We start from the raw sequence: 23,953 nt of genomic DNA, 5'->3' as shown, positions 1-23,953 counted from the left end.
GGAATGGTGCGGCGTATCTCGCAAAAACAAACAATAAAACAGCAATATCTTTACATTTAGCCAAACTAAATGTTACCTAACAAGCACAACACTGCACAATAAAGTTGCAGATGATAACAACACAAACACTCACAACGGGTATCCATGCGTTTTTAACGCAGAAGATAAAGGAGTTGGATATGCAATTACGTAAACCTGCCACAGCAATCCTGGCCCTGGCGCTTTCCGCAGGACTGGCACAGGCAGATGACGCCGCCCCGACAGCGGGCAGTACACTAGACAAAATCGCCAAAAATGGTGTGATTGTCGTCGGTCACCGTGAATCTTCAGTACCTTTCTCTTATTACGACAATCAGCAAAAAGTGGTGGGTTACTCGCAGGATTACTCCAACGCCATTGTTGAAGCAGTGAAAAAGAAACTCAACAAACCGGACTTGCAGGTGAAACTGATTCCGATCACCTCACAAAACCGTATTCCTCTGCTGCAAAACGGCACTTTCGATTTTGAATGTGGTTCTACCACTAACAACGTCGAGCGCCAAAAACAGGCGGCTTTCTCCGACACTATTTTCGTGGTCGGTACGCGCCTGCTGACCAAAAAAGGCGGCGATATTAAAGATTTTGCCGACCTGAAAGACAAAGCCGTCGTAGTCACTTCCGGCACCACCTCTGAAGTTCTGCTCAACAAACTGAATGAAGAGCAAAAAATGAACATGCGCATCATCAGCGCCAAAGACCACGGTGACTCTTTCCGCACCCTGGAAAGCGGTCGTGCCGTTGCCTTTATGATGGATGATGCCCTGCTGGCCGGTGAACGTGCAAAGGCGAAGAAACCAGACAACTGGGAAATCGTCGGCAAGCCGCAGTCTCAGGAAGCTTACGGTTGCATGTTGCGTAAAGACGATCCGCAGTTCAAAAAGCTGATGGATGACACCATCGCTCAGGTCCAGACCTCCGGTGAAGCGGAAAAATGGTTTGATAAATGGTTCAAAAATCCAATTCCGCCGAAAAACCTGAACATGAATTTCGAACTGTCGGACGAAATGAAAGCACTGTTCAAAGAACCGAATGACAAAGCACTGAACTAATTACAAGAACCAGGGGCGGAAATTCCAGCCCTCTCGATTGTTACGTAGCACGGACAGACTATACGCCTGATGGTCGTTCCCCATCGGGCCTGAAAACCGCAATACGCTGGGTAACAATCTTCGAGGGTAGCAGTTAACGCTGCTACCCTCTTTTTTCTGGAGTAGATTTATGTCTATAGACTGGAACTGGGGTATTTTTTTACAACAAGCCCCGTTCGGCAACACCACCTATCTTGGTTGGATCTGGAGTGGTTTTCAGGTGACGATCGCTTTGTCGATCTGCGCCTGGATTATCGCTTTCCTCGTCGGCTCGTTATTCGGCATTTTGCGCACCGTTCCTAACCGTTTTCTCTCCGGTCTGGGTACGTTGTATGTCGAACTGTTCCGCAACGTGCCATTGATTGTGCAATTCTTTACCTGGTATCTGGTGATCCCAGAGCTGCTGCCGGAGAAAATCGGCATGTGGTTTAAGGCGGAACTGGACCCAAATATTCAGTTTTTCCTCTCCTCTATGCTCTGCCTGGGGCTGTTTACTGCGGCTCGCGTTTGCGAACAAGTACGCGCCGCAATCCAGTCACTACCGCGCGGGCAGAAGAATGCCGCGCTGGCAATGGGGCTGACGCTGCCGCAGGCTTACCGCTATGTGCTGCTGCCTAACGCTTATCGCGTTATCGTCCCGCCGATGACTTCCGAGATGATGAACCTGGTGAAAAACTCCGCCATCGCCTCGACTATCGGTCTGGTAGATATGGCGGCGCAGGCGGGTAAATTGCTCGACTACTCGGCCCACGCCTGGGAGTCGTTTACCGCCATCACGCTGGCGTATGTGTTGATTAACGCGGTTATCATGCTGGTGATGACGCTGGTTGAACGTAAAGTTCGCCTGCCCGGCAATATGGGGGGCAAATAATGTACGAGTTTGACTGGAGTTCCATTGTCCCTTCCCTGCCATATCTGCTGGACGGGCTGGTGATCACCTTGAAAATCACCATTACGGCGGTGGTCATTGGTATTTTGTGGGGCACCATGCTGGCGGTGATGCGTTTATCGAGCTTTGCGCCCGTGGCGTGGTTTGCCAAAGCCTACGTTAACGTTTTCCGCTCAATTCCTTTAGTCATGGTTCTGCTGTGGTTTTACCTGATTGTGCCGGGTTTTCTGCAAAACGTGCTGGGATTATCGCCAAAAAATGATATCCGTTTAATTTCGGCGATGGTGGCGTTTTCGATGTTTGAAGCGGCCTACTATTCAGAGATTATCCGCGCCGGTATTCAAAGTATTTCTCGTGGTCAGTCGAGCGCCGCGCTGGCGTTGGGAATGACTCACTGGCAGTCGATGAAACTGATTATTCTGCCGCAGGCGTTCCGCGCGATGGTGCCGCTGCTGCTCACTCAGGGTATCGTACTGTTCCAGGATACCTCACTGGTGTATGTGTTATCTCTGGCCGATTTCTTCCGTACCGCCTCAACCATTGGTGAGCGTGATGGTACGCAGGTCGAGATGATCCTGTTTGCCGGATTTGTTTATTTCGTTATTAGCCTTAGCGCGTCGTTGTTGGTCAGCTACTTGAAAAGAAGGACAGCATAATGATTACCCTGAAAAATGTTTCAAAATGGTATGGTCACTTTCAGGTGCTGACCGACTGCTCAACCGAAGTGAAAAAAGGCGAAGTGGTGGTGGTTTGCGGCCCGTCTGGTTCTGGCAAATCAACGCTGATTAAAACCGTCAACGGCCTCGAACCGGTGCAGCAAGGTAAAATCACCGTCGATGGTATCGTGGTTAACGACAAGAAAACCGATCTGGCAAAGCTGCGTTCCCGCGTCGGGATGGTGTTCCAGCATTTCGAGCTGTTCCCTCATCTGTCGATTATCGAAAACCTGACCCTGGCGCAGGTGAAAGTGCTTAAACGCGATAAAGCGCCGGCTCGTGAAAAAGCATTGAAATTGCTGGAGCGCGTGGGACTTTCCGCACATGCCAATAAGTTTCCGGCGCAGCTTTCCGGCGGTCAGCAGCAGCGTGTGGCGATCGCTCGCGCATTGTGCATGGATCCTATTGCCATGCTGTTCGACGAACCGACATCGGCGCTGGATCCGGAGATGATCAACGAAGTGCTGGACGTGATGGTGGAACTGGCGAACGAGGGGATGACCATGATGGTGGTGACCCACGAAATGGGCTTTGCCCGTAAAGTGGCGAATAGAGTGATCTTTATGGACGAGGGAAAAATTGTCGAAGACTCGCCGAAAGACGCTTTCTTCGATGATCCGAAATCGGACCGCGCAAAAGACTTCCTCGCGAAAATCCTGCACTAATCCTTCTGGCGCGCATACCCAGGTGCGCGCCATCTCACGCTTTATCGTTTCGGTCCTCGTATCTGTTACATTCCGGCGTTACCCTTGTCGCAAAGAAACACACAACAAGGAGCAACAATGGCACTGCCAATTCTGTTAGATTGCGACCCAGGTCATGACGACGCTATCGCAATAGTTCTCGCCCTCGCCTCACCAGAGCTTGATGTCAAAGCCATCACATCTTCCGCCGGAAACCAGACACCCGATAAAACATTACGCAATGTTCTGCGTATGCTTACCTTGCTTAATCGCACCGATATTCCGGTAGCAAGCGGTGCGGTGAAACCGTTAATGCGTGAGTTGATTATCGCGGACAACGTACACGGCGAAAGCGGTCTGGATGGTCCGGCATTACCGGAACCGACGTTTGCACCGCAAAACTGTACGGCGGTAGAGCTGATGGCGAAAACGCTGCGTGAAAGTGCGGAACCTGTCACCATTGTTTCTACCGGACCGCAAACTAACGTCGCCTTGCTGCTCAATAGCCATCCGGAACTGCACAGCAAAATCGCCCGTATCGTGATTATGGGCGGTGCAATGGGGCTTGGTAACTGGACGCCAGCCGCCGAGTTTAATATTTACGTGGACCCGGAAGCAGCAGAGATTGTCTTCCAGTCAGGGATTCCGGTGGTGATGGCCGGTCTGGATGTCACTCACAAAGCACAAATCCACGTTGAAGACACCGAGCGTTTCCGCGCGATTGGTAACCCGATTTCAACCATTGTTGCCGAACTGCTGGATTTCTTCCTCGAATATCATAAAGACGAAAAATGGGGCTTTGTCGGCGCGCCGCTGCACGATCCGTGCACCATTGCCTGGCTATTGAAACCCGAGTTGTTTACCACCGTGGAGCGCTGGGTCGGCGTTGAAACACAGGGGAAATATACCCAGGGGATGACAGTTGTTGATTATTACTATCTTACCGGTAATAAACCGAATGCCACTGTAATGGTCGATGTTGATCGTCAGGGCTTTGTTGATTTACTGGCTGAACGTCTGAAATTTTACGCTTAATACTCCTTATTGATTAAGATCACCACGTTTTACCAGGGTGGTCTTAATCTGGTTATCTCTTTTTCTTTCAAGATATAAATGCAATGGATAATGCAGAACTCGCCATTGGTATCGATCTCGGTACTACCAATAGTTTAATTGCTGTCTGGAAAGACGGTGCCGCACAATTAATTCCAAATAAATTCGGTGAATATTTAACACCATCCATAATTAGCATGGATGAAAATAACCATATTCTGGTCGGTAAACCGGCAGTGTCCAGGCGCACATCGCATCCTGATAAAACCGCAGCGTTATTTAAACGCGCGATGGGCAGTAATACCAACTGGCGTTTAGGCGGTGACACATTTAATGCACCGGAATTGTCCTCTTTGGTATTGCGTTCATTAAAAGAAGATGCCGAAGAATTCCTGCAACAACCGATTAAAGATGTGGTGATCTCTGTTCCTGCTTATTTCAGTGATGAACAACGCAAGCATACCCGTTTAGCAGCAGAGTTAGCCGGGCTAAATGCAGTGCGCCTGATTAATGAGCCAACGGCAGCCGCGATGGCGTATGGCCTGCATACGCAGCAAAATACCCGCTCGCTGGTTTTTGATCTCGGTGGCGGCACGTTTGACGTCACGGTGCTTGAATACGCTACGCCGGTGATTGAAGTGCACGCCTCCGCGGGTGATAACTTTCTTGGTGGCGAAGATTTTACTCATATGCTGGTCGATGAAGTTTTAAGACGCGCGGAAGTTGCCAAAACCACGCTTAACGAGAGCGAACTGGCAGCCTTATACGCCTGCGTGGAAGCGGCAAAATGTAGCAATCAATCGCCAATGCACATTCGCTGGCAGTACCAGGATGAAACGCGGGAGTGCGAATTTTACGAGAACGAACTGGAAGATTTGTGGTTACCGCTACTCAACCGCTTGCGTGTACCGATTGAACAGGCGTTGCGCGATGCACGTCTGAAACCGAGTCAAATCGACAGCCTGGTACTGGTCGGCGGTGCGTCGCAAATGCCACTGGTGCAGCGAATCGCCGTGCGTCTGTTTGGCAAACTACCGTATCAAAGTTACGACCCGAGCACCATTGTCGCGCTGGGCGCAGCGATCCAGGCCGCCTGCCGCTTACGCAGCGAAGACATTGAAGAAGTGATCCTCACCGATATTTGCCCCTACTCGTTGGGCGTTGAAGTTAACCGCCAGGGCGTTTCCGGCATTTTCTCGCCAATTATTGAACGAAACACCACTGTGCCTGTATCGCGTGTAGAAACTTACTCAACCATGCACCCGGAACAGGATTCAATTACGGTTAACGTCTATCAGGGAGAAAACCACAAAGTTAAAAATAACATTCTGGTGGAATCATTCGATGTGCCGTTGAAGAAAACCGGGGTTTATCAGTCGATTGATATTCGCTTTAGTTATGATATCAACGGGTTGCTTGAAGTTGACGTGCTTCTGGAAGACGGCAGCGTTAAGTCCAGAGTCATTAATCACAGTCCGGTAACATTGAGCGCTCAGCAGATTGAAGAGAGTCGGGCGCGGTTATCCGCATTGAAAATTTATCCGCGCGATATGCTCATTAACCGTACCTTTAAAGCCAAACTGGAAGAGTTGTGGGCGCGTGCGCTGGGTGAAGAGCGAGAAGAGATTGGCCGGGTGATGACCGATTTTGATGAGGCGTTGCAGTCAAACGATATGGCCCGCGTCGATGAGGTTAGGCGGCGGGCGAGCGATTATTTAGCCATTGAGCTCCCATAAACACGACTGCCGGATGCGGCGTAAACGCTGCATCCGGCCTACTCGTAGATCGGATAAGATGCGTCAGCATCACATCTAACTGAGCAACATCGCGATTTTGCCGAGAGCATAACCTATCACCAGCACCGTTAAGCTGATTTTAATAATGCTGGTAATGCTCTGTGGTTTTTCATCCTCATCATTTTTCTCTTCATGATTTTCAGGTATAGGCTCATCGACATCTTCATCCTCCGGCTCGAGTTTCACTTTTGTCAACAGCATCCGGGTGATAATGGCCTCTAATGGATGAGCGTCTCCGCCTTCCAGCCTTGTATTAAGACGGGCCAGCATCTCTTGTTTCGGAAACGCTTCCAGTACTACCTGTTCCGCTACCCGATACAGATCCAGTAACGGTGAATCTTGCCCTGTCTCGCTACCGACTCTCGATTTCCACCACGCCCATGCTTTGCGTTTGAAGAATAACGACTCGATAAACGATTGACCTAACGGCGATAATTTTCCGCTATGTAAAATTTCCGCCCATAACAGCCGCGTCCAGGCGCTCTCGCCGGGGACATATTTCAGCGGCTTACCTTGTGCATCAATCATGCTTCGCGCTTCGATAACCATCACTAATAACGCGAAATAATCCGGGCAATGACGCTTGCTCCACTGCAACAACAAATAATCCGCTAGTGTAGATGGGTAACTCTCCCAGTATGCGCAGAGATCGGCAAGCAGACTTTCCCCCTCACCGCAGTACAACCGTTGTGCACACGAGTAATATCGGGCATCTTCGCTTTCAGGTTCTTCCGTTTGCCACTGTTGGGCAACAGGAATGAGTTCCGCCATACCTGTTTGTACCGAGCTATACCAGCGCAACAATTTGCGATGCAACTTCTCATCATCAGGAATTAACCACGGACCTGCCATCGCCAAAAATGCAGTGACATAGTCAGGATGGTAACGACCGCAACGTTCCAGCGCGAAGTAATAATCAACAGTCTGGTTCTGTAACGCGACGGGATATTCCAGAAGGCTAAGGAAATCGAAACAATCCCCAGCCTGAATGGCCTCAAGAAAAGCCTCCCGCTCTTCTTCATCCATTCCTTCGCTGTCACTAAACGAATGCCAGTTCAAACGCTCTGCCAACAAAGATGCACAATTCAATGAAAGATATCGCGCCTTCATAGCGATTGCACACAGCGGCCAGCGTAATTGTTCGACATCCTCCATGTTCCAGGTATTTAATTGCTGAATAAATTTCTGCCAGGCGGAGGGCTGAAAACGATCACTTTCCGAAGCCAGTAAGGTTCTGAACGCTTTCAGTGCTTCGTGCTCTTCTGCAAGATCTTTCTCGTTATCAGCATTTTTTTCGTCTGGATTGACCGCAAGTCGCAGCGCCTCTTCATAGGCCTGGCGTAATGCTTTAAATCCCTGCGGATCGGTTTCTGGATGGTACAACGGTAAACGAGCAAGATAAGCCTGACGGATAATATCAACTTGTGTTGTGCTTTCGATTTCGAGGATTTGCCAACATGTTTTCATAGGTCGCTCACATCCTTAAGCGTTGCCGGGCATTTAGGCTGGGCAGTTAATGGCTGCCAGGGAAGCGTGGCATAGAAACGATCGGTTCCCGCTGCCAGCTCTTCGAACATCCGACTCCCGGCGCTATCGTATTTGTACAAGGTCAGCGCCTCGCGTAGCGAAGCGTTGTCTTCGCACTGAGCGGATTGCCAGTAGAGACGTCCTAACGAATAGGCGGAAAAATAGTGCATCCAACTGTGATAGTAATGGTGTGCTCGTCCATAGACACGCGATTGCAGCCATAAACTCTCGTCTTCCGTCAGCCACTTGTTGAGCACACCGACCCGTGACAGAAACCCCATTCGAACATAATCCCAGGCTTTGATTCCCCCTTCCCCGCAGCACATAGCGGTTTGTGCAACAAATTGGGTATAAATTAGCCCTCTGTCAGAGCCACCAGCAATTAATGCTTTCCACTCTTCAGGTGAAGAGCGATGCCATGCCAGATATAACCCGGCTAAATCATTTGCGTGACCATCATCGGTCATTTGGTAAATAGTCTGAATTAAATCATCACGATTATTTATTCCCCAGGATGATGACAGATCAAATTCTTTTACTCCGGTATACATTTTTGGCGAGTCCTGTGCAGGCTTGCATCCCTTATTAAGAATCTCCATTGGCGTAGAAAGCGCAAATAGAAGGCGTTGTTCTTCCTTATCCATATATTAACAATCCTTTAAGTACATTAACTGACTACTTTTTTATTAATGATGAGTATAAACTTGACGCTTTCAAAATAAAAAGAAAATCGAAGTATTGATAAATGAACAAAAAAATATATTTTATATTCGCAATATTTATAGTTGCGGCTATCACTTGTATTAGCCAACCTAAGAAAACGACCTTGCGCGATAAAGCTATGGCGAATTATGTCTTTGATTATTTAAGATCACCAGGCAGTCTTCCGTTTACCACGGCAGCAACGGAGCTTTCCGCGATTCATGGTCACTCAACGTCGCAATATCGCCTTGGCGAATTTTATCTTCATGGTAGCGACGGTAAACCACTGGATTATACACAGGCGAGATACTGGTATGAGCAATCAGCAGAACAGGAAAATCCGCGCGCACAAAGCAAACTGGGGTGGATCTACCTGAAAGGTCTGGGAGTCAAACCAGATACCCGTAAAGCAATTCTCTGGTATAAGGAAGCAGCTGAACAAGGGTATGCTCATGCTCAATATACTTTGGGTTTGATCTACAGAAATGGCTCAGGTGTTAATGTTAACCATTATGAATCTCAAAAATGGTTAAAACTGGCCGCCAAACAACATTACAAAAATGCGGAAAGATTGCTTGCCGGGCTTCCCGCACATTAACGTCGACTGTCACCCGAAGAGATGGAGTATTTTCCCTATCAAACCAGCAAAAATAAAAATATAGAAAATAATTTTAATGATGCCCAGACAGCCCGGCCCACCATCATCAACAGGCATTGGCTGCGGTTGCGGCTCCGGTTCGACGGTTTGCTTCTCGGTAAAATTCGCCGACTGAATTAATAATCGACGAATAATTAATGCTTCCAGTGGGCAACGATCTTCTGCATCAAGACGAGCGACGATCGGCATTAATGATTCTTCTGTAGGCTGGTTCGCCAGCACTAATTGTTTAGCAACTAAATATAATGGCCATAAGGAATGCTCTGTATCACGCGTGAGTGAGATTCGCGGCTTACGCCCTTTGTGCAAAACCATCTCGACCAGAGAACGCCCCAGCGCAGAGAGTTTTTCATGGCTGAGTATTTCGTATAATTGAAAGCGCGTACTGGCGCTGTCGCCAGGAACATAAAGTAGCGGTTTTCCCTGATCGTTAACCAGTTCACGTGCTTCAATCATCATAACCACTAACGGGTAATAATCGACCCGATGCTGACGGCACCATTGCAACATTAAAGCATCCGCCTGGGTAGAGGGATACTCGCGCCAGTAGTCACAAAGTTCTGCCAGCAGGTTTTCGCCTTCTCCACAATAGACGCGTTGCGCGTATTCATAATAACGCGCATCTTCATTATCAGGTTCAGCTTCCCGCCACGACCGAACATAATCCAGGAGTTCGGGTATTCCCACGTGGCTTGAGGTATACCAGCACAGTAAATTTCTGTGCAGTTTTGCATCATCGGGGATAATCACTGCGCGATGTTGCGCTAAATACAGTGTCAGCCATTCTGGATGCGATGACCAAATCCGAGCGAACATTTGGTAAAAATCAATGGTTTCATTTTGCACGGCAACGGACAGATGCAGAATGGTCTGGAAGTTAAAAATATCCCCCTTCGCAATGGCATATAAAAAGGATTCCAGTTCTTCTTCGTCTATTTCCCCAGTGTTTTCCTCCTGCAACCACCGCAATCTTTCAGCTAATAACGCCACGCACTCGAAGGATAAATGGGCAGTGTTCATAGCTATCGCGCACAACAACCAGCGTAATTCATCAATCTCTTCCATCGAGCAATAATTTAATTGCTGAATGAATCGCTGCCAGGCTGAGGGCAGAAAACGTTCGCTATCAAAGGCAAGTAACGCACGAAAGGCGAGCAGAATTTCATGTTCTGCAACTTCATGTTCTTCTGCTTGCCAAACAGATTTAGCAGGCGACTGCGCAATCCGTAGCGCGTCTTCATACGCCTGACGCAGTTGTTTAAAGCCCTGTGGATCGGTTTCTGGATGAAAGGACGGTAACAGCGCCAGATAAGCGCGACGGATAATATCGACGTCAGTCGTTTCCTCTATTTCAAGGATCTTCCAGCAATTTTTCATAGGTCGCTCATATCCTTAAGCGTTTCCGGGCATGAAGGGTAGTCAGCCAGATGTTGCCAGGGTAAGGTCGCGTAATATGCATCGTCACTGGCAACTAATTGATAAAACATATCATTGCCGGAATCGTCGTATTCTTTACGCGCTAAGAATTCACGTAATAAAGGCAGATTATCATCCTCGGGAGACTGCCAATAATGTCGACCAAAGGTATAACCGGCAAAGTATTGCCGCCAGTTACTATAATAACGTAGCGCCCGTAAATGAATGCGCGACTGGATCCATAGACTTTCTTCTTCACTCAGCCAGTTATTAAGTACGCCCATACGGCTTAAAAAACCCATCCGGACATAATCCCAGGCTTTGATTCCCCCTTCGCCACAGCATTCGGCGGTGCTGGCGACAAATTGCGCATAAGCCTGACCTTGCTCATTTAATTCAGCAAGATAGCCACGCCATTCACATGGCGAATAACGAAACCAGCGGTGATAAAATCCAGCCAACCGTGCAGCATGACCGTTATCGATCATTCGGTGAATTGTGCGCAGCAGGTCATCACGGCCATCAATTCCCCAGGAAGAAGAAAGGTCAAAAAAGCGTGTACCTAAATACATTTTGGGAGATGAATGCGAAGGTAAACAGCATTCATTGCGTATTTCCATCGGAGTGGAAAGTGCAAACAATATTTTTTGCGACTCCATGTCCATATAATTTGTCCTTAAATATTCATTTAATGAATATCAACCACATTGCGAGGCTCATTTATTTATACTTTTCTGACGCAGCATGATACGCATAAAATAAGACTTACGCAAAAACAGAACACATAAAAATATAATATGTTTTATCTGCAACCATAAGGAAATGATAATGATTTTTACGTCAAGTTGCTGCGATAATTTATCAATAGATGAGATTATCGAACGTGCTAAACAAGGCGATAGTGAGGCACAATATATTGTTGGGTTTTATTACAATCGCGATAGTGCAATTGACTCTCCGGACGACGAAAAGGCCTTTTACTGGCTCAAACTTGCCGCTGAACAAGGGCATTGTGAAGCACAATATTCTTTAGGTCGAAAATATAACGAGAATAAAAGCCGCTATAAAGATAATGCGCAAGCTATCTTCTGGTTGAAGAAAGCCGCCTTGCAAGAACAGGCATTAGCAGCCAATTTGCTGGGTTGCATACTCGACGAAGCGGCACCGCCTAACTATGAAGATGCGGTTGAGTGGTATCGGAAGGCAGCAGAGCAGGGGTTGAAATATGCACAAAATAATCTGGGGTTAATGTACCAAAATGGCACTGGGGTGACGCAAGACTATGAACAGGCTTTCTATTGGTACAAACAAGCCGCGCTCCAGGGGCATAATCCCGCACAGGATAACCTTGCTGACCTTTATGAAAAAGGTACAGGTGTTCCCCAAAACAAGACTCTCGCCGCATTCTGGTATTTGAAAAGCGCCCTGCAAGGTAATCAGCACGCCCAATTTCAAATAGCGTGGGATTATGATTTGGGCGAAGGAGTGGACCAGGACTATAAACAAGCGATGTACTGGTATCTGAAGGCTGCCGCTCAGGGAAGCATCGGCGCTTACGTTAACATCGGCTATATGTATAAACATGGGCAAGGCGTTGAGAAAGATTATAACGCTGCCTTTGAATGGTTTACGAAAGCCGCTGAATGCAATGACGCCACTGCCTGGTATAACCTGGCCATTATGTATCACTACGGAGAAGGAGGACCTGTCGATCTCCTACAGGCTCTCGACCTGTATCGTAAAGTTCAGTCATCCGGTACCAGAGATGTCAGTCAAGAAATCCGTGAGATTGAAGATTTACTGTAGAGATAAAAACAAGGGCCGGGGAATTTCATTCGGCCCAAATTCTCTTTATTGGTGTGCGAAATCAAACTATTACGGCTCGAACGGGCGTCTCTGGAACTGATCATGACCACATTTCGGGCATAGCGTCAGCACTTCCGGCGTGTAGATCGGGAGATGGAAGTGACATTTCTCGCAGACCAGATTCCCAAGCCCTACCACTTCTCCGCTGTGATAAACCCCGTGATGATTGAGATCCTGGAAAACTTCACGCCATTCAAGCTGCGTTTTATCGGTGATGTCCGCCAGTTCCTGCCAGAGGCTTTCTTTAATCACCCGCATAAAAACGCTGTCGGATTCTTCCTTCAGGCTCTCTTCATAACTCATGGCGAACTCTTCCAGGTCACGTCTGACGGCCCGAGTCAGTTCATCGACCTCGGTCCGCGTTAACTCCCCTGTTTTTATTACACGCTCACGCGCCTGTTCTACCAGTGCATCGATATCGCGTTCGCCATTACGCAGTCGCTCGCTTAATGACGCCACCAGTTCACGGTAATATTGAGCAACCTTGTTCATCATTTCATCTCCCGTGTCGTTAACTGGCTATAATAATAGACGTTATTTACGCTCAACTTTGCAAGACTGCCCACAGAGTGTGTAAATTCGTGCAAGGATTACCGCTGTGCGATTTCAACGTCGAGTGCGCGAAAGGCTGTTTTGACGCGGACGTTTGGGCTATGCTATGCGGATCTGAAAAACCACCTCTAACGCTACTTTTGTAGCCGTAATGAAAACAGGACCACTGGCTGCCATGCAAGAGCAATACCGCCCGGAAGAGATAGAATCCAAAGTACAGCTTCATTGGGATGAGAAGCGCACATTTGAAGTAACCGAAGACGAGAGCAAAGAGAAGTATTACTGCCTGTCTATGCTTCCCTATCCTTCTGGTCGACTACACATGGGCCACGTACGTAACTACACCATCGGTGACGTGATCGCCCGTTACCAGCGCATGCTGGGCAAAAACGTTCTGCAGCCGATCGGCTGGGACGCGTTTGGTCTGCCTGCGGAAGGCGCGGCGGTAAAAAACAACACCGCGCCAGCACCGTGGACGTACGACAACATCGCGTACATGAAAAACCAGCTCAAAATGCTGGGCTTTGGTTATGACTGGAGCCGCGAGCTGGCAACCTGCACGCCGGAATACTACCGTTGGGAACAGAAATTCTTCACCGAGCTGTATAAAAAAGGCCTGGTGTATAAGAAAACCTCTGCGGTCAACTGGTGCCCGAACGACCAGACCGTACTGGCGAACGAACAGGTTATCGACGGCTGCTGCTGGCGCTGCGATACCAAAGTTGAGCGTAAAGAGATCCCGCAGTGGTTTATCAAAATCACCGCTTACGCTGACGAGCTGCTCAACGATCTGGATAAACTCGATCACTGGCCAGACACCGTTAAAACTATGCAGCGTAACTGGATCGGTCGTTCCGAAGGCGTAGAAATCACCTTCAACGTTAACGACTATGACAACACGCTGACTGTTTATACTACTCGCCCGGACACCTTTATGGGTTGTACCTATCTGGCGGTAGCGGCAGGTCATCCGCTGGCGCAGAAAGCGGCGGAAAATAATCCAGAACTGGCGGCCTTTATTGACGAATGCCGTAACACCAAAGTTGCCGAAGCTGAAATGGCGACGATGGAGAAAAAAGGCGTCGATACTGGCTTTAAAGCTGTTCACCCATTAACGGGCGAAGAAATTCCTGTTTGGGCAGCAAACTTCGTATTGATGGAGTACGGCACGGGCGCAGTCATGGCGGTTCCGGGTCACGACCAGCGCGACTACGAGTTTGCCTCTAAATACGGCCTGAACATCAAGCCGGTTATCCTGGCGGCTGACGGTTCTGAACCAGACCTTTCTCAGCAGGCTCTGACTGAAAAAGGCATGCTGTTCAACTCTGGCGAGTTTAATGGTCTTGACCATGAAGCAGCCTTTAACGCTATTGCCGACAAACTGACTGAAATGGGCGTTGGCGAGCGTAAAGTGAACTATCGCCTGCGCGACTGGGGTGTTTCCCGTCAGCGTTACTGGGGCGCACCGATTCCGATGGTGACGCTGGAAGACGGCACTGTGATGCCGACCCCGGACGACCAGCTGCCGGTGATCCTGCCGGAAGATGTGGTGATGGACGGCATTACCAGCCCGATTAAAGCAGATCCGGAGTGGGCGAAAACCACCGTTAACGGTATGCCAGCGCTGCGTGAAACCGACACTTTCGACACCTTTATGGAGTCCTCCTGGTACTATGCGCGCTACACTTGCCCGGAGTACAAAGAAGGTATGCTGGATTCCGAAGCGGCTAACTACTGGCTGCCGGTGGATATCTACATTGGTGGTATCGAACACGCCATCATGCACCTGCTCTACTTCCGCTTCTTCCACAAACTGATGCGTGATGCAGGCATGGTGAACTCTGACGAACCAGCGAAACAGTTGCTGTGTCAGGGTATGGTGCTGGCAGATGCCTTCTACTATGTTGGCGAAAACGGCGAACGTAACTGGGTTTCCCCGGTTGATGCTATCGTTGAACGTGACGAGAAAGGCCGTATCGTAAAAGCGAAAGACGCGGCAGGCCATGAGCTGGTTTATACCGGCATGAGCAAAATGTCCAAGTCGAAGAACAACGGTATCGACCCGCAGGTGATGGTTGAACGTTACGGCGCGGACACCGTTCGTCTGTTTATGATGTTCGCTTCTCCGGCGGATATGACTCTTGAATGGCAGGAATCCGGTGTGGAAGGGGCTAACCGCTTCCTGAAACGTGTCTGGAAACTGGTGTACGAGCATACTACGAAAGGCGATGTTGCGGCACTGAACGTCGATGCACTGACTGAAGATCAGAAAGCGCTGCGTCGCGATGTGCATAAAACAATCGCTAAAGTGACCGATGATATCGGCCGTCGTCAGACCTTCAACACCGCAATTGCGGCGATTATGGAGCTGATGAACAAACTGGCGAAAGCACCGACCGATGGCGAGCAGGATCGCGCCCTGATGCAGGAAGCGCTGCTGGCGGTAGTTCGTATGCTTAACCCGTTCACCCCACACATCTGTTTCACGCTGTGGCAGGAACTGAAAGGCGAAGGCGATATCGACAACGCGCCGTGGCCGGTGGCTGACGAAAAAGCGATGGTGGAAGACTCCACGCTGGTCGTTGTTCAGGTTAACGGTAAAGTCCGTGCCAAAATCACCGTTCCGGTGGATGCAACGGAAGAACAGGTTCGCGAACGTGCTGGCCAGGAGCATCTGGTAGCAAAATATCTTGATGGCGTTACCGTGCGTAAAGTGATTTACGTACCGGGTAAACTCCTCAATCTGGTCGTTGGCTAAGCGCGGGAGGAAGCGTGCGATATCTGGCAACATTGTTGTTATCTCTGGCGGTGTTAATCACCGCCGGGTGTGGCTGGCATCTGCGTGATACCACGCAGGTCCCTTCCACTATGAAGGTTATGATCCTGGATTCCGGTGACCCGAACGGGCCGTTAAGCCGTGCAGTGCGTAACCAGTTACGTCTGAACGGTGTCGAGTTGCTCGATAAAGAAACCACGCGTAAGGATGTTCCATCCCTGCGTCTGGGCGCTGTATCAATCTCACAGGATACCGCGTCGGTTTTCCGTAATGGTCAAACTGCGGAATATCAGATGGTGATGACTGTTAGCGCGTCGGTATTGATTCCTGGGCGAGATATCTACCCGATTAGCGCCAAAGTCTTCCGTTCGTTCTTCGATAACCCGCAAATGGCGTTAGCGAAAGATAACGAGCAGGACATGATCATTAAAGAGATGTACGACCGTGCCGCCGAACAGCTTATTCGTAAGCTGCCAAGCATTCGCGCTGCGGACGTCCGTTCCGACGAAGAAACGTCGGCAACAACGGATACCACAGCAACGCCTGCACGCGTCTCCACCACGCTGGGTAACTGATGATTCGGTTGTACCCGGAACAACTCCGCGCGCAGCTCACTGAAGGGCTGCGCGCGGCCTATCTTTTACTTGGTAACGATCCCCTGTTGTTGCAAGAAAGCCAGGACGCCATTCGTCAGGTAGCTGCGGCACAAGGATTCGAAGAACACCACACTTTTTCCATTGTTCCCAACACGGACTGGAACGCAATATTTTCGCTATGCCAGGCAATGAGCCTGTTTGCCAGTCGACAAACGCTATTGCTGTTGTTACCAGAAAACGGACCGAATGCGGCGATCAATGAACAACTCCTCACGCTCACCGGATTGCTGCATGACGATCTGCTGTTGATCGTCCGCGGTAATAAATTGAGCAAAGCGCAGGAAAATGCCGCCTGGTTTACCGCGCTTGCAAACCGTAGCGTGCAGGTTACTTGCCAGACCCCAGAACAGGCCCAGCTTCCTCGCTGGGTTGCCGCGCGAGCAAAACAGCTCAATTTAGAACTGGATGACGCGGCGAATCAGGTGCTCTGCTACTGTTATGAAGGAAACCTGCTGGCGCTGGCACAGGCACTGGAGCGTTTATCGCTACTCTGGCCGGATGGCAAACTGACACTGCCGCGCGTTGAGCAAGCGGTGAATGATGCCGCACATTTCACCCCTTTTCATTGGGTTGACGCTTTGTTGAGCGGCAAAAGCAAGCGCGCATTGCATATTCTGCAGCAGCTGCGCCTGGAAGGCAGTGAACCGGTGATTTTGTTGCGTACTTTGCAACGTGAGCTATTGCTACTGGTTAATCTGAAGCGTCAGTCTGCTCATACTCCGCTGCGTACGCTGTTTGACAAGCATCGGGTATGGCAGAACCGTCGTAACATGATTAGCGAAGCGCTAAATCGCCTGAGTCAGCCACAGTTACGTCAGGCTGTACAACTCCTGACACGAACGGAACTTACTCTCAAACAAGATTACGGTCAGTCCGTGTGGGCAGAACTGGAGGGATTATCTCTTCTTTTGTGTCATAAACCACTGGCAGACGTATTTATCGACGGTTGATATGAAATCTTTACAAGCTCTGTTTGGCGGCACCTTCGACCCGGTGCATTATGGCCATCTAAAACCCGTGGAAACGCTGGCGAATCTGATTGGCCTGACGCGGGTAACGATTATCCCTAACAACGTTCCTCCGCATCGCCCCCAGCCTGAAGCGAACAGCGTGCAGCGAAAACACATGCTTGAACTGGCGATTGCCGACAAGTCGCTGTTTACCCTTGATGAACGCGAGTTAAAGCGTAATGCCCCCTCTTACACATCGCAGACGTTAAAAGAGTGGCGACAGGAGCAAGGCCCAGATGTGCCGCTGGCGTTTATTATCGGTCAGGACTCGCTGCTGAACTTTCCGACCTGGTATGAATACGAAACGATTCTCGACAATGCACATTTGATAGTCTGTCGACGTCCAGGTTATCCGCTGGAAATGGCACAACCGCAGTACCAGCAGTGGCTGGAAGATCATTTGACGCATAATCCGGAAGATCTGCATCTTCAGCCTGCAGGTAAAATTTATCTCGCCGAAACGCCGTGGTTCAACATCTCGGCGACAATCATCCGCGAACGTTTGCAAAACGGCGAATCTTGTGAGGAATTGTTACCAGAATCGGTACTGACTTACATTAACCAACAAGGCTTGTATCGCTGATATCTGCCGTCACGGAGGGAATGATGCGACTGTGGTTAATTCGTCACGGTGAAACGCAAGCGAATGTCGACGGGTTATACAGCGGTCATGCGCCTACACCACTTACGGAGCGCGGTATCGCGCAGGCGAAAAGCTTGCATACACTGCTACGTGATGTTCCCTTCGATAAGGTTTTATGCAGTGAACTGGAACGGGCGCAGCACACCGCGCGCCTGGTTCTTGATGCCCGTCAACTCCCCATGCAAATCATCCCTGAACTCAACGAAATGTTTTTTGGTGACTGGGAAATGCGGCATCATCGCGAGCTGATGCAAGAAGATGCCGAAAACTATAGTGCCTGGTGCAATGACTGGCAGCATACCATCCCTACTCGCGGTGAAGGCTTTCAGGCATTTTCACAGCGGATAGAAAGGTTTATTGCCGGACTTGGTGAGTATCAGCAGCACAAAAACATATTAATCGTTAGCCACCAGGGTGTGTTGAGCCTGTTGATTGCCCGCTTAATCGGCATGCCTCCCGAGGCAATGTGGCATTTTCGTGTAGACCAGGGCTGCTGGAGCGCCATTGATATCAATGACGAGTTCGCAACACTACGCGTCCTCAATAGCCGCGCCATCTGGTGCGAAGAAGCATGACTTTTCTGTTTTTTTACAGGTAAGCCGCAACGGACATTGACAGGCCCGGGCAGGCTGATATTCTCCGCAACCTGACTTTTCCGCCATACACGACTTTGTAGAAATTGTTTTACAAAAATGGCGATGCAATCTGTGACGCGGGGTGGGATGATAGCCCACTTTCAAGAGCCGATTTGCTGACATTTGTCCCGAAATCGCCTCTGCTTCAGGTATACTGACAGACCATTTTTATCTTTTTTATTTCACCCAGGGGGAAAACTTGCAGGGTAAAGCACTCCAGGATTTTGTTATCGACAAAATTGATGACCTCAAAGGTCAGGACATCATCGCCTTAGACGTTCAGGGCAAATCCAGTATCACCGACTGTATGATCATCTGTACGGGTACATCCAGCCGCCATGTTATGTCCATTGCTGACCACGTGGTTCAGGAATCTCGCGCTGCGGGTTTATTGCCTCTCGGCGTTGAAGGTGAAAACGGCGCGGACTGGATTGTGGTCGATCTAGGTGATGTGATTGTCCATGTTATGCAGGAAGAGAGCCGTCGCCTGTATGAGCTGGAAAAACTCTGGAGTTAATGCGTGAAGCTGCAACTTGTCGCCGTGGGAACGAAAATGCCGGACTGGGTACAAACCGGTTTTACCGAGTACCTGCGTCGTTTTCCGAAAGATATGCCTTTTGAACTGATTGAAATTCCGGCGGGAAAACGCGGCAAGAACGCGGATATCAAGCGCATACTCGACAAAGAGGGTGAGCAAATGCTGGCTGCCGCAGGTAAAAACCGCATTGTCACCCTTGATATCCCAGGCAAGCCCTGGGACACGCCGCAGTTAGCCGCTGAACTGGAACGCTGGAAGCTGGATGGCCGCGATGTCAGCTTGCTGATTGGCGGGCCGGAAGGGTTATCGCCTGCCTGTAAAGCGGCGGCAGAACAAAGCTGGTCACTTTCGGCGCTTACCCTCCCCCATCCGCTGGTTCGCGTACTGGTCGCAGAGAGTCTGTACCGGGCGTGGAGCATTACCACCAACCATCCTTATCACCGTGAGTGATATGGTAGCCTTAAGTAGAAAACGCAGCGGATGAAATTACAGAACTCTTTTCGCGACTATTCGGCAGAGTCCGCGCTGTTTGTGCGCCGGGCGCTGGTCGCCTTTTTGGGGATTTTGCTGCTAACCGGCGTGCTCATCGCCAACTTGTATAATCTACAAATTGTTCGCTTTACCGATTACCAGACCCGTTCTAATGAAAACCGCATTAAGCTGGTGCCTATCGCCCCCAGCCGCGGCATTATCTACGACCGTAACGGTATCCCTCTGGCGCTCAACCGAACTATCTATCAGATAGAGATGATGCCGGAGAAAGTCGATAACGTGCAGCAGACTCTGGACGCCCTGCGCAGCGTGGTTGACCTGACCGATGACGATATCGCCGTGTTTCGAAAGGAGCGTGCACGTTCGCACCGTTTTACCTCTATTCCGGTGAAAACCAACCTGACTGAAGTTCAGGTGGCGCGTTTCGCCGTTAACCAGTACCGTTTTCCTGGTGTGGAAGTTAAAGGCTATAAACGTCGTTACTATCCCTATGGCTCAGCGCTGACCCACGTTATCGGTTATGTCTCGAAAATTAACGATAAAGACGTCGAGCGACTGAATAATGACGGCAAACTGGCCAACTATGCCGCAACACATGATATCGGCAAGCTGGGGATTGAACGTTACTACGAAGATGTTCTGCACGGCCAGACGGGTTATGAAGAAGTTGAAGTTAACAACCGCGGTCGCGTCATCCGCCAGTTAAAAGAAGTATCGCCGCAGGCCGGGCATGATATTTACCTGACGATTGATCTCAAGCTCCAGCAGTACATTGAAACACTGCTGGCGGGCAGTCGTGCCGCTGTTGTGGTCACCGATCCGCGTACAGGTGGCGTGCTGGCGCTGGTTTCCACGCCAAGTTACGACCCTAACCTGTTTGTTGACGGTATCTCCAGCAAAGATTATTCCGCGTTGCTGAACGACCCGAACACACCACTGGTGAACCGTGCCACGCAGGGGGTTTATCCGCCAGCGTCGACGGTTAAACCTTATGTGGCGGTTTCGGCATTAAGTGCAGGGGTAATCACCCGTAATACCAGCCTGTTTGATCCTGGATGGTGGCAATTGCCGGGGTCTGAAAAGCGTTATCGTGACTGGAAAAAATGGGGCCACGGTCGCCTGAATGTCACTAAATCGCTGGAAGAGTCAGCAGATACCTTCTTCTATCAGGTTGCCTACGATATGGGCATCGACCGCCTTTCTGAATGGATGGGTAAATTTGGCTACGGTCATTACACCGGTATCGATCTGTCGGAAGAACGTTCCGGTAATATGCCGACCCGCGAATGGAAACAGAAACGCTTTAAAAAACCGTGGTATCAGGGTGACACCATTCCGGTCGGTATCGGTCAGGGGTACTGGACAGCGACCCCTATCCAGATGAACAAAGCACTGATGATCCTGATTAACGACGGTATTGTGAAGGTTCCGCATTTGCTGATGAGCACCGCCGAAAATGGCAAACAAGTGCCATGGGTACAGCCGCATGAACCGCCGGTAGGCGATATTCATTCTGGTTACTGGGAACTGGCGAAAGACGGCATGTTTGGTGTTGCTAACCGTCCTAACGGTACGGCACATAAATACTTTGCCAGCGCGCCCTACAAAATTGCGGCGAAATCCGGTACCGCGCAGGTCTTCGGCCTGAAGGCGAACGAAACCTATAATGCGCACAAAATTGCCGAGCGTCTGCGCGACCACAAACTGATGACCGCGTTTGCGCCGTATAACAATCCGCAAGTCGCTGTCGCTATGATTCTGGAAAACGGCGGGGCTGGCCCGGCGGTCGGTACGCTGATGCGCCAGATCCTCGACCATATTATGCTTGGTGACAACAACACCGATCTGCCTGCAGAAAACCCGGCGGTTACTGCTGCGGAGGACCATTAATCATGACGGATAATCCGAATAAAAAAACATTCTGGGATAAAGTCCATCTTGATCCCACAATGCTACTGATCTTACTGGCATTACTGGTCTACAGCGCCCTGGTAATCTGGAGCGCCAGCGGCCAGGACATCGGCATGATGGAGCGTAAAATCGGCCAGATCGCGATGGGGCTGGTCATTATGGTGGTGATGGCTCAAATTCCGCCGCGCGTTTATGAAGGCTGGGCGCCCTATCTCTATATCATCTGTATTATTTTGCTGGTAGCGGTAGATGCCTTTGGGGCCATCTCCAAAGGCGCTCAACGTTGGCTGGATCTCGGTATCGTTCGTTTCCAGCCCTCGGAAATCGCCAAAATAGCTGTGCCGCTCATGGTGGCTCGCTTTATCAACCGTGACGTTTGCCCGCCGTCGTTAAAAAATACCGCCATCGCGCTGGTGCTGATTTTTATGCCCACGTTGCTGGTGGCAGCGCAGCCTGACCTGGGAACGTCAATCCTCGTTGCGCTTTCCGGTCTGTTTGTACTGTTTCTCTCCGGACTTAGCTGGCGCCTGATTGGCGTTGCAGTGGTACTGGTGGCAGCATTTATCCCAATCTTGTGGTTCTTCCTGATGCATGATTACCAGCGCCAGCGCGTAATGATGCTACTCGACCCGGAATCAGACCCACTTGGCGCGGGCTATCACATTATTCAGTCTAAAATTGCTATTGGCTCCGGCGGATTACGCGGTAAAGGCTGGCTGCACGGTACCCAGTCACAGCTTGAATTTCTGCCCGAACGCCATACCGATTTTATCTTCGCGGTACTGGCGGAAGAGTTGGGATTAGTGGGTATTTTGATTCTGCTTGCTCTCTATATTCTGCTCATCATGCGCGGACTGTGGATTGCAGCCAGAGCACAAACTACCTTTGGTCGCGTCATGGCTGGCGGCTTAATGCTGATATTATTCGTTTATGTCTTCGTAAATATTGGTATGGTAAGCGGTATTCTGCCGGTTGTAGGGGTTCCACTCCCGCTGGTCAGTTATGGAGGATCGGCGCTCATAGTGCTGATGGCTGGGTTTGGGATTGTGATGTCAATCCACACCCACAGGAAAATGTTGTCGAAAAGCGTGTAAGAGGTGCGAATGCGTAAGCAGTGGCTCGGGATCTGCATCGCGGCAGGAATGCTCGCGGCATGTACTAGCGATGATGGTCAGCAACAGACGGTAAGTGTGCCGCAGCCTGCGGTATGTAACGGCCCTATAGTTGAAATTAGCGGGGCGGAACCACGTTTCGAACCACTGAACGCGACGGCAAATCAGGATTATCAGCGCGACGGCAGAAGCTACAAAATCGTGCAGGACCCTTCACGCTTTAGTCAGGCGGGCCTTGCAGCCATTTATGATGCCGAACCTGGCAGCAATCTGACAGCATCTGGCGAAGCATTTGATCCAACGCAGCTGACGGCGGCGCATCCAACGCTCCCCATCCCCAGCTACGCCAGAATCACCAACCTGGCTAATGGGCGGATGATCGTGGTGCGCATTAACGATCGCGGTCCCTACGGCAACGACCGTGTGATTTCACTTTCACGCGCGGCAGCTGACCGTCTTAACACCTCGAACAATACAAAAGTTCGTATCGATCCTATTATCGTCGCCCAGGATGGTTCATTTTCTGGCCCAGGCATGGCTTGTACTACCATTGCCAAACAGACTTACGCCCTGCCTGCGCCGCCCGATTTAAACGGCGGCAGCGGAACAAACTCTATGTCTGTCCCGCAGGGTGATATTCTCCCGGTCAGCAACTCAACGCTGAAAAGCGAAGATCCGACCGGCGCGCCGGTAACCAGCAGCGGCTTCCTCGGCGCGCCGACTACCCTGGCGCCCGGCGTACTGGAAGGCAGCGAACCGACGCCTGCACCACAGCCCGTTGTCTCAGCATCTGCAACAACATCTGCAATGGTGACACCGCAAGCCGCTTCGCAAAGCGCCAGCGGTAACTTTATGGTGCAAGTGGGGGCCGTTAGCGATCAGGCACGCGCGCAACAGTATCAACAGCAACTGGGACAACAGTTCGGCGTACCCGGTCGCGTGACCCAAAACGGCGCGGTCTGGCGTATTCAGCTTGGTCCATTCGCCAACAAAGCTGAAGCCAGTGCCTTGCAGCAACGTTTACAAACCGAAGCCCAATTACAGTCATTTATTACCACCGCGCAATAACGTAAGGCAGGCATCTGAAATGTCAATTTCTGTAAATGACGTTAACAAAGTCACGCGGAAAGTCGGATGCCTGGCGGTAGTGCATTTGCTATAGTAGGGCACTTATTTTAAATTCCATCACGGATGT

23 protein-coding genes are annotated in these 23,953 nt (G+C 50.2%); 18 read left to right on the top strand and 5 right to left on the bottom strand.

Annotated elements, in window-relative coordinates:
* The first annotated feature begins 179 nt into the window (after window positions 1–179).
* The 6 genes from gltI to hscC all read left to right on the top strand — a co-directional run bounded on the left by gltI (window position 180) and on the right by hscC (window position 6,204).
* A complete protein-coding gene (gene gltI, locus D9734_RS07555; RefSeq protein WP_130206513.1) occupies window positions 180–1,088 on the top strand; it encodes a glutamate/aspartate ABC transporter substrate-binding protein GltI in 909 nt (302 codons plus the stop codon).
* A 169-nt stretch (window positions 1,089–1,257) separates the two neighbouring features.
* Window positions 1,258–1,998 carry a glutamate/aspartate ABC transporter permease GltJ gene (gene gltJ, locus D9734_RS07550; RefSeq protein ID WP_000020950.1) on the top strand — a complete coding sequence of 247 codons (741 nt, stop codon included), beginning with the start codon at window positions 1,258–1,260 and terminating at the stop codon, window positions 1,996–1,998.
* The gene (gene gltK, locus D9734_RS07545; protein WP_069198421.1) at window positions 1,998–2,672 is read left to right on the top strand and encodes a glutamate/aspartate ABC transporter permease GltK; all 675 of its coding nucleotides are present in this window, start codon (window positions 1,998–2,000) and stop codon (window positions 2,670–2,672) included. Before gltJ ends, gltK begins: the two co-directional genes overlap by 1 nt.
* The gene (gltL, locus tag D9734_RS07540; protein WP_130206511.1) at window positions 2,672–3,397 is read left to right on the top strand and encodes a glutamate/aspartate ABC transporter ATP-binding protein GltL; all 726 of its coding nucleotides are present in this window, start codon (window positions 2,672–2,674) and stop codon (window positions 3,395–3,397) included. Before gltK ends, gltL begins: the two co-directional genes overlap by 1 nt.
* A 117-nt stretch (window positions 3,398–3,514) precedes the next feature.
* Window positions 3,515–4,450 (top strand): pyrimidine-specific ribonucleoside hydrolase RihA, encoded by a 936-nt coding sequence (gene rihA / locus D9734_RS07535; protein ID WP_130206509.1) that lies wholly within the window; start codon window positions 3,515–3,517, stop codon window positions 4,448–4,450.
* An 83-nt stretch (window positions 4,451–4,533) separates the two neighbouring features.
* Window positions 4,534–6,204, top strand: a complete 1,671-nt coding sequence (gene hscC / locus D9734_RS07530) for a molecular chaperone HscC (RefSeq protein ID WP_130206507.1) — start codon at window positions 4,534–4,536, stop codon at window positions 6,202–6,204.
* Between the two features lie 75 nt (window positions 6,205–6,279).
* Here hscC and D9734_RS07525 read toward each other — a convergent pair whose 3' ends face one another.
* Window positions 6,280–7,731: a J domain-containing protein gene (locus D9734_RS07525; RefSeq protein ID WP_130206505.1), complete on the bottom strand. Its 1,452-nt coding sequence runs from the start codon at window positions 7,729–7,731 to the stop codon at window positions 6,280–6,282.
* Window positions 7,728–8,435, bottom strand: coding sequence for a DUF1266 domain-containing protein (locus D9734_RS07520; protein WP_130206503.1), 708 nt, complete (start codon window positions 8,433–8,435; stop codon window positions 7,728–7,730). Before D9734_RS07520 ends, D9734_RS07525 begins: the two co-directional genes overlap by 4 nt.
* A gap of 101 nt (window positions 8,436–8,536) precedes the next feature.
* Between D9734_RS07520 and D9734_RS07515 the strand changes: the two genes are divergently transcribed.
* Window positions 8,537–9,091: a tetratricopeptide repeat protein gene (locus D9734_RS07515; protein WP_130206501.1), complete on the top strand. Its 555-nt coding sequence runs from the start codon at window positions 8,537–8,539 to the stop codon at window positions 9,089–9,091.
* A 9-nt stretch (window positions 9,092–9,100) separates the two neighbouring features.
* On the opposite strand, the gene D9734_RS07510 is transcribed toward D9734_RS07515, so the two are convergent.
* Together D9734_RS07510 and D9734_RS07505 are read right to left on the bottom strand one after the other, a co-directional pair.
* Window positions 9,101–10,528 carry a J domain-containing protein gene (locus D9734_RS07510; RefSeq protein WP_130206499.1) on the bottom strand — a complete coding sequence of 476 codons (1,428 nt, stop codon included), beginning with the start codon at window positions 10,526–10,528 and terminating at the stop codon, window positions 9,101–9,103.
* Window positions 10,525–11,232: a DUF1266 domain-containing protein gene (locus D9734_RS07505; RefSeq protein WP_130206497.1), complete on the bottom strand. Its 708-nt coding sequence runs from the start codon at window positions 11,230–11,232 to the stop codon at window positions 10,525–10,527. Before D9734_RS07505 ends, D9734_RS07510 begins: the two co-directional genes overlap by 4 nt.
* A gap of 157 nt (window positions 11,233–11,389) precedes the next feature.
* Between D9734_RS07505 and D9734_RS07500 the strand changes: the two genes are divergently transcribed.
* Window positions 11,390–12,373 carry a tetratricopeptide repeat protein gene (locus D9734_RS07500; RefSeq protein ID WP_276320412.1) on the top strand — a complete coding sequence of 328 codons (984 nt, stop codon included), beginning with the start codon at window positions 11,390–11,392 and terminating at the stop codon, window positions 12,371–12,373.
* A 69-nt stretch (window positions 12,374–12,442) separates the two neighbouring features.
* Here D9734_RS07500 and D9734_RS07495 read toward each other — a convergent pair whose 3' ends face one another.
* Window positions 12,443–12,925: a zinc ribbon-containing protein gene (locus D9734_RS07495; RefSeq protein WP_001044880.1), complete on the bottom strand. Its 483-nt coding sequence runs from the start codon at window positions 12,923–12,925 to the stop codon at window positions 12,443–12,445.
* Window positions 12,926–13,160: 235 nt separating this feature from the next.
* Between D9734_RS07495 and leuS the strand changes: the two genes are divergently transcribed.
* From leuS to rlpA, 10 genes are all read left to right on the top strand, one after another.
* Window positions 13,161–15,743 (top strand): leucine--tRNA ligase, encoded by a 2,583-nt coding sequence (gene leuS, locus D9734_RS07490; RefSeq protein WP_130206493.1) that lies wholly within the window; start codon window positions 13,161–13,163, stop codon window positions 15,741–15,743.
* 14 nt (window positions 15,744–15,757) lie between these two features.
* A complete protein-coding gene (gene lptE / locus D9734_RS07485; RefSeq protein ID WP_130206491.1) occupies window positions 15,758–16,336 on the top strand; it encodes an LPS assembly lipoprotein LptE in 579 nt (192 codons plus the stop codon).
* On the top strand, window positions 16,336–17,367 hold the full coding sequence (holA, locus tag D9734_RS07480; protein ID WP_130206489.1) for a DNA polymerase III subunit delta: 1,032 nt from the start codon (window positions 16,336–16,338) through the stop codon (window positions 17,365–17,367). Before lptE ends, holA begins: the two co-directional genes overlap by 1 nt.
* 1 nt (window position 17,368) lies before the next feature.
* The gene (gene nadD, locus D9734_RS07475) at window positions 17,369–18,010 is read left to right on the top strand and encodes a nicotinate-nucleotide adenylyltransferase (protein ID WP_064528967.1); all 642 of its coding nucleotides are present in this window, start codon (window positions 17,369–17,371) and stop codon (window positions 18,008–18,010) included.
* Between the two features lie 23 nt (window positions 18,011–18,033).
* Window positions 18,034–18,645, top strand: a complete 612-nt coding sequence (locus D9734_RS07470; protein ID WP_130206532.1) for an adenosylcobalamin/alpha-ribazole phosphatase — start codon at window positions 18,034–18,036, stop codon at window positions 18,643–18,645.
* 259 nt (window positions 18,646–18,904) lie between these two features.
* Window positions 18,905–19,222 carry a ribosome silencing factor gene (rsfS, locus tag D9734_RS07465; RefSeq protein ID WP_001161662.1) on the top strand — a complete coding sequence of 106 codons (318 nt, stop codon included), beginning with the start codon at window positions 18,905–18,907 and terminating at the stop codon, window positions 19,220–19,222.
* A 3-nt stretch (window positions 19,223–19,225) separates the two neighbouring features.
* Window positions 19,226–19,693: a 23S rRNA (pseudouridine(1915)-N(3))-methyltransferase RlmH gene (gene rlmH, locus D9734_RS07460; protein WP_000776104.1), complete on the top strand. Its 468-nt coding sequence runs from the start codon at window positions 19,226–19,228 to the stop codon at window positions 19,691–19,693.
* A 30-nt stretch (window positions 19,694–19,723) separates the two neighbouring features.
* Window positions 19,724–21,625, top strand: a complete 1,902-nt coding sequence (gene mrdA, locus D9734_RS07455; protein WP_130206487.1) for a peptidoglycan DD-transpeptidase MrdA — start codon at window positions 19,724–19,726, stop codon at window positions 21,623–21,625.
* A gap of 2 nt (window positions 21,626–21,627) precedes the next feature.
* Complete coding sequence (gene mrdB / locus D9734_RS07450) at window positions 21,628–22,740, top strand: peptidoglycan glycosyltransferase MrdB (RefSeq protein ID WP_000131717.1); 1,113 nt, start codon at window positions 21,628–21,630, stop codon at window positions 22,738–22,740.
* Window positions 22,741–22,749: 9 nt separating this feature from the next.
* Window positions 22,750–23,826 (top strand): endolytic peptidoglycan transglycosylase RlpA, encoded by a 1,077-nt coding sequence (gene rlpA / locus D9734_RS07445; RefSeq protein ID WP_130206485.1) that lies wholly within the window; start codon window positions 22,750–22,752, stop codon window positions 23,824–23,826.
* The last annotated feature ends 127 nt before the right edge of the window (window positions 23,827–23,953 follow it).

This window comes from Escherichia sp. E14S1, from assembly GCF_004211995.1.
Taxonomy (GTDB): Bacteria; Pseudomonadota; Gammaproteobacteria; order Enterobacterales; family Enterobacteriaceae; genus Escherichia.
The sequence above is the reverse complement of the archived record's forward strand: the minus strand, read 5'-3'. Positions and strand labels throughout refer to the sequence as shown.